At 36.9% G+C, this 15,199-nt stretch carries 13 protein-coding genes and 1 other RNA gene; 8 read left to right on the forward strand and 6 right to left on the reverse strand.

The window, feature by feature from the left end; translation table 11 throughout:
- From R3D71_04945 to rnpB, 5 genes are all read left to right on the forward strand, one after another.
- Complete coding sequence (locus tag R3D71_04945) at positions 1-474, forward strand: hypothetical protein (protein MEZ5690995.1); 474 nt, start codon at positions 1-3, stop codon at positions 472-474.
- Positions 475-496: 22 nt separating this feature from the next.
- Positions 497-826, forward strand: coding sequence for a hypothetical protein (locus tag R3D71_04950; GenBank protein ID MEZ5690996.1), 330 nt, complete (start codon positions 497-499; stop codon positions 824-826).
- Positions 826-1,494: an N-acetylmuramoyl-L-alanine amidase gene (locus R3D71_04955; protein MEZ5690997.1), complete on the forward strand. Its 669-nt coding sequence runs from the start codon at positions 826-828 to the stop codon at positions 1,492-1,494. Before R3D71_04950 ends, R3D71_04955 begins: the two co-directional genes overlap by 1 nt.
- Positions 1,495-1,498: 4 nt before the next feature.
- The gene (locus R3D71_04960) at positions 1,499-1,888 is read left to right on the forward strand and encodes a hypothetical protein (GenBank protein MEZ5690998.1); all 390 of its coding nucleotides are present in this window, start codon (positions 1,499-1,501) and stop codon (positions 1,886-1,888) included.
- Positions 1,889-1,928: 40 nt separating this feature from the next.
- Positions 1,929-2,297: RNase P RNA component class A (rnpB, locus tag R3D71_04965), an RNA gene on the forward strand.
- A 121-nt stretch (positions 2,298-2,418) separates the two neighbouring features.
- Here the strand turns inward: rnpB and R3D71_04970 are convergent.
- From R3D71_04970 to R3D71_04980, 3 genes are all read right to left on the reverse strand, one after another.
- Positions 2,419-3,177, reverse strand: a complete 759-nt coding sequence (locus R3D71_04970; GenBank protein MEZ5690999.1) for a DsbA family protein — start codon at positions 3,175-3,177, stop codon at positions 2,419-2,421.
- 70 nt (positions 3,178-3,247) lie between these two features.
- The gene (locus R3D71_04975; GenBank protein MEZ5691000.1) at positions 3,248-4,606 is read right to left on the reverse strand and encodes a M48 family metalloprotease; all 1,359 of its coding nucleotides are present in this window, start codon (positions 4,604-4,606) and stop codon (positions 3,248-3,250) included.
- A 22-nt stretch (positions 4,607-4,628) separates the two neighbouring features.
- Positions 4,629-7,244, reverse strand: coding sequence for an Rne/Rng family ribonuclease (locus R3D71_04980; protein MEZ5691001.1), 2,616 nt, complete (start codon positions 7,242-7,244; stop codon positions 4,629-4,631).
- 590 nt (positions 7,245-7,834) lie between these two features.
- Here R3D71_04980 and R3D71_04985 point away from each other — a divergent pair.
- Together R3D71_04985 and R3D71_04990 are read left to right on the forward strand one after the other, a co-directional pair.
- On the forward strand, positions 7,835-8,881 hold the full coding sequence (locus R3D71_04985; GenBank protein MEZ5691002.1) for an N-acetylmuramoyl-L-alanine amidase: 1,047 nt from the start codon (positions 7,835-7,837) through the stop codon (positions 8,879-8,881).
- Positions 8,878-11,532 carry a penicillin-binding protein 1A gene (locus R3D71_04990; protein MEZ5691003.1) on the forward strand — a complete coding sequence of 885 codons (2,655 nt, stop codon included), beginning with the start codon at positions 8,878-8,880 and terminating at the stop codon, positions 11,530-11,532. The genes R3D71_04985 and R3D71_04990 overlap by 4 nt, the downstream gene beginning before the upstream one ends.
- 175 nt (positions 11,533-11,707) lie before the next feature.
- Here the strand turns inward: R3D71_04990 and R3D71_04995 are convergent, their stop codons facing one another.
- The 3 genes from R3D71_04995 to hemB form a co-directional block, all read right to left on the reverse strand.
- Positions 11,708-12,241 (reverse strand): hypothetical protein, encoded by a 534-nt coding sequence (locus R3D71_04995; protein MEZ5691004.1) that lies wholly within the window; start codon positions 12,239-12,241, stop codon positions 11,708-11,710.
- A 70-nt stretch (positions 12,242-12,311) separates the two neighbouring features.
- Positions 12,312-12,887, reverse strand: a complete 576-nt coding sequence (locus R3D71_05000) for a UbiX family flavin prenyltransferase (GenBank protein ID MEZ5691005.1) — start codon at positions 12,885-12,887, stop codon at positions 12,312-12,314.
- On the reverse strand, positions 12,884-13,876 hold the full coding sequence (hemB, locus tag R3D71_05005; protein MEZ5691006.1) for a porphobilinogen synthase: 993 nt from the start codon (positions 13,874-13,876) through the stop codon (positions 12,884-12,886). Before hemB ends, R3D71_05000 begins: the two co-directional genes overlap by 4 nt.
- Before the next feature lie 282 nt (positions 13,877-14,158).
- Here hemB and trpS point away from each other — a divergent pair, with 282 nt between their 5' ends.
- Complete coding sequence (gene trpS, locus R3D71_05010) at positions 14,159-15,169, forward strand: tryptophan--tRNA ligase (protein MEZ5691007.1); 1,011 nt, start codon at positions 14,159-14,161, stop codon at positions 15,167-15,169.
- The last annotated feature ends 30 nt before the right edge of the window (positions 15,170-15,199 follow it).

The following is a 15,199-nucleotide window of genomic DNA, read 5'->3' on the forward strand; positions in this document are numbered from 1 at the left end:
ATGAGCTCTCCCTATCTAATAATTCGTAGGCATTTATATGAGGAACCATATCATACTCAGTTAGAAATTATTGTTTCCAATGGCATATTTAGTGGAAAAATAATTATTTATGTTGTGGTAGATGATATTAAAACTATAGGTCAGGATTTGCGTAAATTCCCACAAAAAATAGGAGATGAGTGTAAATTTGAGTGTGGTTTAACGAATCATTCAGATGAAGATAAATGGGCGTATTATTTTCTTCTTCGTGCTTACACAACTGATTTTTCTGGGCATTGCGCCATTCAGTTCATTATAGATCTAAACGAGAAAGAACCAGAGGAAGCTATGTGTAAATTCTCTATAGTTGCTGAGTCAGCTGCTATAAACCGTTTGGGGGAATTACTGGAACAATTCAGCGAATTAAACCATATGGAATTGCAATGGAACCTTGAAGGCGGAAAATTATATGAATCTCATCAATTTTCAGTTTAACCGTAGTAATGAGTGTTAATATATGCAAAGATATTCGCTGGTATTATCAATTATTCTTAATATTATTCTTATAACAATTACTATAATCTTGAATCAATCCAATAATTTATCTTACAAAAATACTCTATATATAGATAAGCAAAGGCTTGATGATATAAAAATCCTTGAAAAAATAATTGATGGAAAAGTATCGAAACAAGAAACTATACGAATATTAGAAAGTAATTTTAACAAAGGTGACTTTTTTTATAAAAATGAAGAAAACGGTATCGGTATAGGAAATATATTTTTAATATTTGATGAAAATAATCTTCTTTCAAAAATTGAATCCAATTCATTTGAAGGTTCTTAGTGAAAACTATTCAAAACCCCTCCCCTAATTTTGACAGTCGCGATGGACAAGCAATAGACATGCTGGTTTTGCATTATACGGGCATGAAATCAGCACATGAAGCATTAGAAAGGTTATGTAATCCCACAGCAAAAGTAAGCGCACATTACATGATTGATGAGGATGGAACAATTTATCAACTAGTGGATGAAAAAAATCGGGCATGGCACGCCGGAGTAAGTTCTTGGTGTGGTAATACCAACATAAATCAGCGTTCTATCGGTATAGAGATTGTAAATAAAGGCCATGAATTTGGTTATACGGTCTTTCCTGAAGAACAGATGCAATCAGTAATCGCCTTATGTAAAGATATTATTACAAGACACAATATCGTGCCACGTAACATAGTAGGGCATAGCGATATAGCTCCCACTCGTAAGCAAGATCCGGGTGAGCTATTTAATTGGAAATTACTCGCGGAAAATGGAATTGGGTTATTTCCAGATGATAGCTCTATATCAGAAGCTAAACCGCTACTAGAATCAGAGCTAGCGAAATACGGTTATGATATAGCCGATTTGCCACAAGCGATAACCGCCTTCCAACGTCATTTCCGACCGAATAATCTTTCAGGAATATGGGATGATGAATGCAGTAAAATACTTGCTGGACTACTGGATACAAATTGACTATATGGAATTTTTTTTACAAATAATATTACAAATCATACTTTATCCACTTTTATTAATAAAAGATAAAAATGATCACTATTATAGCTTGGACGATGTAGGTAATCGTAATAGAAAAGATAAATCTATTATTGGATCATTTTTCATATATTTTCTATTTGGCTGTATTGTTGGATGGTTGAGTTTGTTTTTATACCCAGAATTTTTGATTGAAGAACAGCAACTTAGAATTATAGCCTTGTTTTTTATTCCTCTTCTAACAGGGCTTATAATGATGATACTAGGTTTAGTATTTTCTAATAAGAAAAAAAACACGACAGAGTCAGATAAATTTATTTACACTTTTATTTTTGCCTTCGGTATATCCCTAGTAAGATTCTCATTGGCTGATTAGAGTCTTGTCATATTAGTTATTCTAATATAGCATACATCCATCAGATGGTCGGATGATCGCGGTTTTATATTTTTATAAAATCGAGGAAAGTCCGGACTCCACACGGCATGGTGCCGGATAACGTCCGGCGGGGGTGACCTTAGGGAAAGTGCAGCAGAAAATATACCGCCTGGGCGTAAGTCGGGGTAAGGGTGAAATGGTGTGGTAAGAGCGCACCGCGCGATCGGTAACGAAAGCGGCATGGTAAACCCCATCAGGAGCAAGACCAAATAGGAGTAACGCGTCGCCGTGCGCTATGTTATTCGGGTAGGTCGCTTGAGGCGCTGAGTAATCAGCGTCCCAGATGAATGATCATCATTTTCGGTATACACTGGAAATACAGAATCCGGCTTATAGACCATCTGATAATCTATTAAATTTGCCTCCGGTATTTCCTGTTAAAAATCCTATGAGGCTAACTCATGGCTGGAATGAACTTCTGGTCGTGCTTCTTGTTCCTTATTTCTCTAAAAATATTATTATAACAAAAACTATTTATTAGCACGATTACGCTTTATTATTTCCACTAGAGCATCGTAAGGAATCGCTCCAGAATAGAAATCATCACCAATTACCATAGCGGGAGTTCCTTGCGCACCTATTTCTGCCCCCAATTTACGGTTTCTTTCTAGTTCCTTATTAATATCAGGGTTAGAAATTTCAGCTTTCAGCTTAAGAGGATCTATACCAAGTTTTTTCGCTTCATTTAACATAAAGTCCTCACTAATTTGACCAGGTGAATCAAATATGGCCCTATGGAAATCAAAATATTTACTTTTATCTATATTATTTACGGCAAGAGCGGTGCGTGCGGCTTCTATAGAATTATTGCTTAATATAGGATATTCCTTAAACACGATACGGACTTTTTTGTCATTTTCTAGCAATTTTATAATATTACCTAGGGCCTTCTTACAATACCCACAATGATAATCAAAAAACTCTACAATCACAATATCAGCGTCTTTAGGACCTACTTCCGGAGAATTAGAATCATTAAATAAAAGATCTTTGTTTTTCTGAATAGCTTCCTTGCTTTGGTTAATAGACTCCATGCGTTCTTCTTTCTGCATCTTGTCTATCACCTCAGATAATATGCTCGTATCGTCAAGTAGAGCTTTTTTAACAAGAGCGGGAATTTCTTTTCTAGTAACCGGTGCATTCTCATCATCACTGGAGCTAGCGGACACAGTGCCAACTGACAATAAAATTGAGATTACTGAAAGAACGAATACACGAAAAGCTGACATAATAACTCCCTTATTTTTAATCAGAAAACACCTAATATTTTAACATTTTTTATAAAAAAGTATAGCTATATTATAAATTTTTATCATCCTTAAGCTCTTTTGCTTTATTTTTGAGGTCATGAGCTCTTCTATATGATGGGGAAGAGGCGGTTAGTCCAGATAATGCTCTGTTAACCATTTCTATAGCGTTTTCCTTTTCCTCATTAAGCAAAGCTTCCTCCGCCAAAGAAAGATAGGACATTGACATATTTCCTATACGACCATAGGCTGTGGCTAGCAATCTCCAGCTTTGCGGGTTATTATTCTCAATTGAAACGGACTTTTCCAAATGAGTTATGGCTTTTTTTGTAAGGAAATTATCCTCGTGCGCTAGTTCAACTCTTGCTAAATCAGCGAGTATAAGGGCATAATTAGGAAGTAATTCCACCGCCTTCTGATAAGCTGTCAGAGCTTGCTCTTTACGCCTGTTTTCAAATAAAATCTGTCCTTTTAGTTCATAAAGAAACGGATCATTAGGATAATCTTGTATTATACTATTTATCTCTATTATAGATTTTTCTAGGTCTGGAATCTTATAATAAGCTATCGCCCTTGCCATTCTTCCCGCTAAGCTCTTATCACTTTCGGGATATTTTCTAATGGTTTTCGTTGGTGTATTAAGAAAGGCGTATAGTTTCGCGAGCATTCTTTGATGTAAAATTTTATATTTAGCTGGATAACTCCCTTTTTTTATAACCGAATTTTTAATATGATTTTTTATAAATTCTATACGCTCACTAGTTAGAGGGTGAGTTACCATATATGGGTCTATTTGTCCAAATTTTTGCCGTTCATTATCCTTTAGTATATTAAATAATTTAAGCATACCGTTCGCGGATATTCCAAGCTTATCAAGGCTGTTTATCGCTGATTGATCAGCTGATTGCTCATTAGCTCTGCTATAAGAAAGAAAATCACGATAAATAGAACTTTGTCCTCCAGTAATCACCGCCGCCGCTGCTTCTGGTTTTTTAGATATTACCGCCGCTGCCGTTCCTAGAACCAGACTTAATATGTTAGCCATTCTGGTTTCTTTCATTTTTTGCGTGCTTCTTGTCAGGTGACCACCGGCGATATGCCCTACCTCATGCGCGATTACTCCGATTAATACATCAGGAGTATCAGATCTTATTATAAGTCCGGTATTTATAAAAATATTAGCTCCACCGGTGACATAAGCGTTTATAGAGTCATCTTGTACTATAAAAATGTTGGTAGCCTCACTATTGATGCCAGCAGCCTTAAATACTGGCTCTGAGTAACTCTTAAGAGTGCTTTCAATCTCAGCGTCACGAATAAGAACAACCGCCCATGAATTTTTTCCTACTAAGCATATTGGTATGAATAGTAATAGAAAGATATTTCGTAATACTGTTCGTATAACAGGCATTTTAGATAGTTAATTATAAAAGTTAGTCATCAAGGCTGATCATTTTTTGCCACCATCCTCTTCTTGGAGGATTGACCTTAGCATCATTATTCGTGTCTTTTTCCGAATTACTATCAGAATTCTTATTACTTGCCATTTCTACCACATTATCCTTTTTATAATCATGGTAAGGTTTATAGTCAGGAGTTGCTGGAACCGTCTGTTGACTAAGATCTGAGGCGAAAGCCGGAAGATTCATAGCGTCATCCGAGATTTTAGCATTGTCATTATTATTTTCAGAATTATCATTTGTATCGCCTAGCTTTTTATCAGTACCACGATCTCTCCATTTACGCCTACTTCTTCTTCTGTTGTTGCTATCAGTATCTTTATTGTTTTCAACGTCAGTATTAACTGGTTGCGGTTGTTCACCCTCCTTATTTCCATCTTCTTCTACACGAATTTCCTTATTGGAATATTTATCCTTATTTCCTCTATTTCTATTATTACGTCTACGACCACGTCTTTTATTATCGTTATTTTCTTTAATTTCGTTTTCCGATGTTTCATTTTCTAAATTATCATTATCATCTAAATCAGAGTCATCGTTACTTTCCTTAAAGCTATCTTTGCTATATTGTTTATTGCCTTTGCGGCGTTGCCTGCGCTGTTCGTTCCTATCGGATTTGCTGTTATTATCGTAAAGACGCATCTTTTCTATGCTAAATTCAGAATAACCAAGCTCGGGATTTATAGATATATTTATCTCTACATCATAATTATCCTCTATTTCTTGTATGATTTTCCTTTTACTGTTAAGCATATACATAGCGACATTTTGTGATGTATATACTTTAAGAGATGAAACGGCTTTACCTCCGGCTTCTTTTTCTATAGCTCTTACAAGTTGAATACCCATAGACTCGTTAGAGCGTATGATCCCACTACCAAGACAGTGTGGACATTGTGTGGTGTTTATTTCTGAGACACTAGAGCGTAGTCTTTGGCGAGACATCTCAAGCAGACCAAAAGGACTAATTCTTCCTAATTGTATCTTAGCTCTATCTTCACGCATAGCGTTCTTTAGAGCTTTTTCGATAGCCCTTCTGTTACGAGCCTCAACCATATCAATAAAATCTATTACCACAAGACCGGCAAGATCACGCAGACGTAATTGTTTAGCTATTTCTTCCGCTGCCTCAAGATTAGTCTTAAGTGCCGTTTCCTCAATATTTCTTTCACCAGTGGCTTTCCCAGAGTTCACGTCAATAGAGATCATAGCTTCTGTGGGATTAATGACTAGATAAGCGCCTGACCTCATTTTAACTACCGGATCATGCATAGCGATTAATTGCTCTTCTACATTATACTCATAGAAAATGGGAGTTTTTGAGTCATGATTCTTTATCTTAGGTAAATGGCTTGGAAGAAGTAATTTCATGAACTCACGAGCTGTTTTATACGCTTCCTTGCCTTCTATTACTATCTCGTCAATATCACTATTATACTGATCTCTTATCGCCCTTTTTACTACGTCACTCTCTTCATATATGAGAGCTGGAGCGTTTGATTTTAAGGTTTCCTCACGAATTGTATTCCATAGCTTTACCAGATAATCAAAATCACGTTTTATCTCAACACGTTTTCTCCCCATACCAGCGGTGCGGATAATAACACTCATTCCCTCAGCGAAGCGAAACTCATTGGAGATAGCTTTTAAGCGTTTGCGGTCTTCAGAATTAGATATTTTTCTTGATATGCCACCATCTTTAGGAGAGTTAGGCATTAACACACAATAACGACCGGCAAGAGACAAGAAAGTAGTGAGTGAAACACCTTTATTGCCTCTTTCTTCCTTGATTACCTGTACTAATACAACTTGACCACGACGAATTACTTCCTGAATTTTATAACGTCGTAAAAATATACTTTGCTTATGCTTGCTACTTCTTTCATCATCATTACTATCATTGTCTATGGTTTCAATCTCACTATCTTGAGCGTCACCATTATCAGACGTGTTGTCTATATTATCAGGATTATCAATAAGACGCTCCGTAGAATCTACTGATTCTATGTTAACGTTATCCTCACTATCACTACTACCCTCACTGTTGGTTTTATTATCGTAACCATTATCGTCGGAAGTTTTGTTATTTTCATTGTCAGAAGATTCATTACCATCATCATCTTCTGGTATTTCAATATGCTCAGAGCTTTTAATAGATTCTAACGCAATATATGAAGGTATCTTCTCCGCTATAGAATTATCATCATTATTTTCGTCACTATTATCGCTTTTAGAGTCTACTTTATCATCTTCATCATTTGATTTATCTTTTTCAGTCTCACATGTGGCAGCTTCTTGCTCTTCCCGTTCAGCTTCCTCAAGCAATTTTTGTTTATCAGAAAACGGTATTTGATAGTAATCCGTATGAATCTCAGAGAAAGGTAAAAAACCTTGCTTGCCACCACCATACTCCACAAAAGCCGCTTGCAATGATGGCTCAACCCTAGTTATTTTGGCTAGGTATATATTTCCTTTTAATTGTTTCTTTGTAGCGTTCGCTGAATCAAAATCATAAATTTGCTCTTTGTCAGCTATGACGACACGAGTTTCCTCAGAATGAAGGGCATCAATAAGTATACGTTTTGCCATAATGGCGACTCCTTAGTAAGAGCCTCACGGGTAGATCTGCTATAATTAGGTAAATAATTGTTTCTAATATGATTAGCTGCATTTTCTGAATTGCTACGTGTATATCCCAAATATCCCACGATATTCTCTCGTAACATTTTTTGAAGTAATAATTTTATACCAACAAATGACATACCAAACCGTAAGGTTGTGTTTATATAAAAAGACTAAAAAATTTCAAGGTAATGGCTTCTTTTCCTGAGAGCTTTCTTATCTTTGTTGAAGCGGTCAGTTGATTTTCCAATTACCATGTATTCCTTTGAGTTATGTTAGACTTAATATTATTAACTAACAGTAAACACGAGCATTATATAAGCTAAAAAACAATTATACAATGACTTGTTGGATTAATTTGGTTAATAATAATAAAATAAATTTTCTTTATAAAAAACATATAAAAAACTATTCAAAAATAGTATTTTTTATCATACAAAATTACTTTGAGCATTTGTGTGGTTTTTCTATAGAAATAATTTGGATATATCTTTAATATAATGAAAAAATATTTATATATCAACAGATTAGCCATTATTCCTTTTGTTTTCCTATTAATGACATTTAGTTCTTTTGCTTCTAATAGAGTTGAAATAAAGAAAAAAAGTGATATAGAACAAATAGTTATAGATATTAATGTAAAAAAACCCAATAAGATATTTACTTTAGCAAAACCAGAAAGATTGGTGATAGATGTCCCAACAATAAGAGGGTCACATAAAGGCTTTCTTCCGAAAGGTTACAATGGTAATTTAGTAAAAAAAATCCGCTTTGGACAATTTTCCGCTGATACTTCACGCTTTGTGTTTGATTTGACGAGTAAAATAGAAGTGGTTTCTGTTAAAGCGAAGTATGGGAAGTTATTCATAGAAGTAGCTAAAAAAGGTCACTCCTCAAAACCATTATTACCCCTAATAATGATAGATGCTGGTCATGGTGGTCAAGATCCAGGTGCTACTGGAAGAAAAGGAACTAGAGAAAAAGATGTTGTTCTTAGATACGCCAAATCGCTAAGGCGAAGTTTACTGCAGACAAAGAGATATAGGGTGAACCTTACTAGATATAATGATAAGTTCATACCGCTTAGAAAAAGAATAGACATAGCTCGTAAGGCAAAAGCGAGCTTGTTTATATCTCTTCACGCTGATTCGGCTAGTGATCGTTCAGCAAGAGGGCTTTCTGTGTATACGGTTTCTGATAAGGCTTCTGATAAAGAGGCGGAAGCTCTGGCTGAAAAAGAAAATAAATCTGATATTATCGGAGGTATTGATCTTTCCTCAGAAAGAAAAGATGTTACTGATATATTAATTTCACTCGCTCAGAGAGAAACAAAAAACAACTCAGCTTTATTCGCTGACTTTTTAGTTGTAAATCTGGCGAAGAAAGTAAAAATGCGTCCAAACCCTCATCGCTTTGCTGGTTTTGCTGTGCTTAAAGCTCCTGATATTCCATCTGTTCTAGTTGAGATAGGATTTTTATCTAACGATAGTGAAGAAAATAATATAAATTCTCAGTATTATCAAAAAAAGATTGTTGAAGGGATAGTAAAGGGTATAGATGCCTATTTTACTCATAAAAAATCCTTTCAAGAAGGAAGATTATGAATCTAGTCTCCTCCGTATTAAAAAATATCGGAAAGCTCATCAAAAAGCTGTTCTTGTTATTCATCTCATTTTTAAGCGTTTCTTTTTCAATAGGATTTCTTGGTATGATCACCGGTATTTTTATCGGTGGGATTATTTTTGATTATTACGCACAAGATTTACCTGATTATAAGCAGTTGGAAGCTTATGATCCTAAAACAGTAACCAGACTTTACAGTGAAGATGGCAGGCTGCTTGCTGAATATTCAACTGAAAAAAGAATATTTGTTCCTATATCGTCAATTCCCAAAGTTGTCACTCAAGCATTTCTTTCCGCTGAGGACAAAAATTTTTATAAAAATGCCGGTATAGATTTTGTTGGTCTTATAAGAGCCGCTCATGAAAATATAACAAATAATTTTTCTGCTTTTATAAATGGTAACGTGGATATAAAATTCTCCTCAGGTGGTTCTACTATTACTCAACAGGTCGTTAAGAATTTTCTTTTAACTAATGAAAAAACCATAGAGCGTAAAATAAAAGAATCAATTCTCGCTATGCGTATTAGTAGCGTTTATAGTAAGGACAAAATTTTAGAGCTTTATCTTAACGAGATATATCTTGGTCTGGGTTCTTACGGTGTCGCCGCTGCCGCTCAGAATTATTTTAACAAATCGCTTGATGAACTTACGATAGAGGAGGCGGCATTGCTCGCGGCCGAACCAAAATCGCCATCATTTTATGATCCACGCCGTAATTATGACGCTACCATAACTCGTCGTAATTGGGTGATTGGTAGGATGTTAGATGATGGTCATATTAATAAAGAACAGTATGATGAAGCCATAAAAACAGAAATTACTCTCCATGAGAGAGCTAAAAGCGAGATAGTAAAAGCTGATTTTTTCGCTGATGAAGTAAAGAGAGAACTCTCAGATATTTATGGCTCTGACTCAGTTTATGGCGGTGGTTTTGTGGTTAAAACGACTCTTGACTCTAAACTCCAAAAAATAGCTGATAATTCGTTGCGTAAGGCTTTAATGGAATATGATAGAAGGCATGGCTATAGAGGAATACTCGCTAATATAAAATATAAAGAAAGTGACTTTGTTAAGATAAAAGAAAAATATAAAGATAGCTTGCTAGAAAATCAGCATATAGCGGTTGTAAGTAATCTATATAAGGATAAAGCCGAAATTCTTGTTGATAATGAAAAAAAAGCTTTTATCCCAATTAAATTTATAAAATGGGCAAGAAAATCTCTAAAAAATGGTAAAGTTGGACAAGAAGTAAGAAAAATAAGTGATGTTTTAGCGCAAGGAGACGTGATTATAGTGTCTCCTGTTGTTAGTTCCTCAAAAGATAAAAAATCTAAAAACAGAATAGCGAAGAGAACAACATTATGGAGACTTGAGCAAATTCCAGAAATAAATGGAGCTATAGTGGTTATGGAACCAAATAATGGAAGAGTCCTCGCTATGTCAGGTGGCTATCTATATGGAATCAGTAAATTTAATAGAGCTACACAAGCAAAGCGTCAACCGGGTTCTTTGTTCAAACCATTTGTATATATGTCCGCTCTTGAGAGTGGATTTAATCCTTCAACTACAATTTGGGACTCTCCTATAGAAATATCACAAGGAAATGGTAAAGAATCATGGAAGCCGTCAAACTATCATGGCGGTTATCTTGGTCTTATTACTATGAGAGTGGGGCTTGAGAAATCCCGTAATACCATAACGGTACGTTTAGCGCAGATTCTAGGTTTAGATAGGATATTGGAGATAGGAAAACGCTTTGGGATTTATGACAATCCTCCAGCGCATTTTTCTATAGTTCTTGGCGCTGAGGAAACAAATTTATTACGGATAGTAAACGCTTACAGTATGATTGCTAACGGTGGTAAGCGAGTATCTCCATCATTTATTGAGAGAATAGACAACAGGCATGGACAAACAATATATCGTCGCGACTCAAGAAATTGTAATTCATGTTCCATTTCTGGTTTTATGAATTTTTCCGCGCGACCACCAGAATTTGTTGACACACGAGAGCAAATAGCCGATCCAAGAATAATATATCAGATAACCTCTATGCTTGAAGGCGTGGCAAAACGTGGCACGGCGGCAAGGTCTAATGTTATAGGTAAAACAGTGGCGGGGAAAACTGGAACTACCAATAGAAGCTTTGACACATGGTTTGTAGGCTTTTCTCCTGATTTAGTAGTAGGTGTATTCATAGGCTACGATAAGCCACGTACACTTGGTAAAAAAGAAACTGGTTCTTCAGTCGCTCTGCCGACTTTTATAAATTTCATGAAAGAAGCGCTTAAAGATACACCTAATAAAGAATTCATAATACCATCAGGGATAGAGTTGGTTGATGTTGATTTACATACAGGAACTCCCGCTATGCCTCCTTATTATTCTGATACAAAAATAATAAAAGAATCCTTTATTTTTGGACCACCGGTCTTTGTTCCTAAAAATGTTAGCATGATAAATGAGAGTAATCAGATTATTATAAATCCTGATGACGCTGGCGGCAATCCAATTGTAATAGACTCATATGAGAATTATGAAACTATATATGACAGTGAGGAAACTGATATTAATGGAAGACATAACAAAACAGACCATTATCCAGTTAATATAGATAATGGCCTGTATTAATTGAAAAACTATAGTAGCTTGTGATAAAAATTACCCAAGTTACTATCAAAACTGACTCCGAAAGAGTCGATTTTGCGCTGCGACTTGTCTCGTCGTAGCCCTTTAGGGCGAAGACGGAAGCAAGCGAGGTGCCTTTATTTTTATAGGGAAAAATAAAGGCAATTTACTGTATGATTTAGCACCATCCCATTTTTTCACAAATTCCAAGAGCGATAAGACCCAGAGTGGCTTTAGCCGCGGTAAGCATAAGAGAAATAGCGCCAACCTCCACTCCAGTCATAGCGGCAAGAACAGTGGCAAGACCGCTCATTGAATATCCAGAAGCGGCAAGAACAGCCGGAATAGACATTCCAGCACTTAGAATAATAGCTCCGCCAATAATAGCGGCTAGCCCTATATAAAATCCAGCGGTACAGCATCCACAACCAAATTTGGAGGTGAGCAAGCCTTCCTTAGCTCCAAGAGCGCATATTTCGGAACCTTCTTTTTCTAAAACCTCAATGTCATAACCGGTAAGTCGTTTCTTAATATCATCAGATAAATTATCAGCGATTGAAGGCGGTATCCCTTGTACGTTTCCGTCAGAAGCCATCATAAGCTTTTGCTTATCTCTTACCGCTTCCATAGCCTTCATTATTTCTTTTCCAATAAATTCAGCGTCAGCTATTTTTTCTTGTGATATGTTTTCAGCGGTTATTTCATCAGCCATTCTATTCTCCTATAAACCTATAAAGTTATAAATAAAACCAGCTTAAAGAGAACATAAAAGAAATGGCGAATCAAGGTGTTTTGTTCCAGCGTTTAACCAGATTATGCTCAATATCAAATAAATCCAATGTTCTTCCGATAGTATGCATAACCATATCATGAAGTGATATTGGGTTGTTATAAAATGCTGGAACAGGTGGGGCGATAATAGCTCCCATGTCAGATAATGTTAGCATATTGCGTAGATGCACAGAGTTAAGCGGTGTCTCACGTACCATAAGCACCAAGCGTCGCCGCTCCTTAAGCACAACATCAGCGGCGCGAGTCAGCAAATTGCTGCTTACACCGGTTGCGATCTCAGCCAAGCTGCGCATAGAGCAGGGTGCTATTATCATCCCATCAGTTTTGAACGAGCCACTTGATATGCTTGCCGCCAGATCAGTAACTTTATAATTATAACTGGCAAGCTCATGTAGTTGAGACAAGCTGTAAGATGTCTCTTCACTTATAGTTATCTGTGCGGTTTTACTAATTATTAGATGAGTTTCTATCTGTAGCTCTTTCAAGGTCTTAAGCAGTTCAATACCGTATATCGCTCCCGATGCTCCACTGATACCAATTACTATTCTTTTGTTTTGGATCGTCATAACTTTATCGCGACATCAAGGGCGGCATAGGTAAATATCGCCTTCGCTCCCGCGCGCTTTATCGAGGTTAGTTGCTCTAGCATAACAGGCTCACCATCAATCCAGCCATTTGCGGCGGCGGCTTTTATCATGGCATACTCACCACTTACCTGATAGGCGAACACAGGGATATTAAAACTTGATGACGCTCTTTGTATAATATCAAGATACGCTATGGCGGGCTTTACCATCACAATATCAGCGCCTTCAGCTATATCCATCTCAATCTCACGCATTGCTTCATCACTGTTAGCGTAATCCATCTGGTAGGTACGTTTATCAGATTTCCCAAGATTAACTCCCGAACCGACAGCGTCACGAAATGGAGCGTACATAGAAGAAGCGTATTTCGCACTGTATGATAGTATTATAGTATCAATAAAACCTTCCTCCTCCAACACTTCACGGATAGCACCTATGCGCCCATCCATCATATCAGAAGGTGCTAGCACGTCACAACCGGCTCTTGCCATGTTAAGCGCCTGTTTGCATAATGCCTCAATAGTTGCGTCATTATCTATTCTACCATTAACCATTATCCCGTCCTGCCCATGTGTGGTGTAAGGATCAAGAGCGACATCAGCGATAACTCCAATATCAGGAACAGCGTTTTTTAATTCCTTAATCGCTCGGCAAACCAGATTATCATCAAAAAAAGCCTGATCACCATATGGGCTTTTAAGCTCACCGGCTATTTTTGGAAACAGGGCGATAGCTTTAATTCCACAAGCGTAAGCGTCTCTTGCTGCTTTTACTAATAGGTTGGTAGTAACTCTATTCACATCAGGAAGTGATGGGATGGGGGTTGATGTATTTTTTCCGTCTTCAATAAAGACCGGCAGAATTAAGTCAGCGGGTAATAGCTTACTTTCAGCGACTAACTCCCGCGACCATACGTTCATACGAGTACGGCGCAGGCGGGTGTAGGGAAAAGTTGAACTAGAAGTCATAACCTATGCGTATAGCATAAAATCTACCATATCATATAGATTTTATTTTTGTTTTTGTTTTTCATTTACCACTTCTGGAGTTTGTCTTTGTGTGGCTCCAACGACCTCTGGCTTTAGTTTTTTTGTCTCAGTCATAATAATTACTTTTATATGTTATCAGGAACAGTAGTATATACGTTTTTATAAGGCTCTGTTAATGTTTGTCAACCAATGTTTTTCCATTGATTATTTGTATTATTTCCAGCTATTAATAGATCTAAATATTTATTAGAAGGGTTTTTTATGGTTGATTCACAAACACATAACCGTATATTTTCTGGCGTACAGCCAACTGGCAATTTGCATCTGGGCAATTATCTGGGGGCGATTTGCGCTTGGGTTGATATGCAACACCAATATGAAAGCTTGTTTTGTATCGTAGATTTGCATGCTATCACCGTTCCACAAGATCCAGTAAAATTAAGAGCGGCGGTTTGTGAGACAGCGGCGGCTTACATCGCTTGCGGTATAGATCCGGTAAAAAATATAATATTTCCGCAATCATCGGTAATAGAACATAGTGAGCTTGCTTGGATACTTTCCTGTAACACTCCTATCGGTTGGCTTAACCGGATGACTCAATTTAAGGATAAAGCTGGTAAAAATAAGGAAAAAGCACCGCTCGGTCTTTATTCTTATCCGGTACTTATGGCCGCTGATGTGCTGCTGTATAAAACTACCCATGTGCCAGTGGGTGAGGATCAGAAGCAGCATATTGAGCTGGCGCGCGACATCGCCGGAGCTTTTAACCGTAATTACAATACAGAATATTTCCCTTTTCCTGAGCCGATTATTCAGCAACAGGCGGCAAGAATCATGAGCTTGCGTGATGGAACAAAAAAAATGAGTAAATCTGATGAGTCGGAATATTCCCGTATCGCTCTTACCGATGACGCTGATACTATCGCTCTTAAAATTCGTAAAGCGAAGTCAGATATGGTAGAAGGTATGAGCTTTGATGAATCACGTCCTGAAGCAAGTAATCTGCTTGGGATTTACGCCGCCCTTAAAGGAATTAGTAATGAGAAAGCGGCTGATGAGTGCGCTAGCCTCAACTTTGCTGATTTCAAGAAAGAGCTTACTGAAGTCGCGGTTGAACATCTTGCTCCGATAAGCAAAAAAATGCGTGAGATACTTAATTCACCTGACTATATAGACCAAGTTTTAAGCGATGGGATGGCAAGAGCAAAGGTTATCGCCGCTAAAACCATGTCAGAAGTGCGTGACATGGTAGGTTTTTTAGATTTGAAATAAGATAATACTTGTTTTATTAGTGATATTAAT

Source organism: Rickettsiales bacterium, assembly GCA_041396965.1.
In the GTDB taxonomy this organism is placed as follows: domain Bacteria; phylum Pseudomonadota; class Alphaproteobacteria; order Rickettsiales; family SXRF01; genus SXRF01.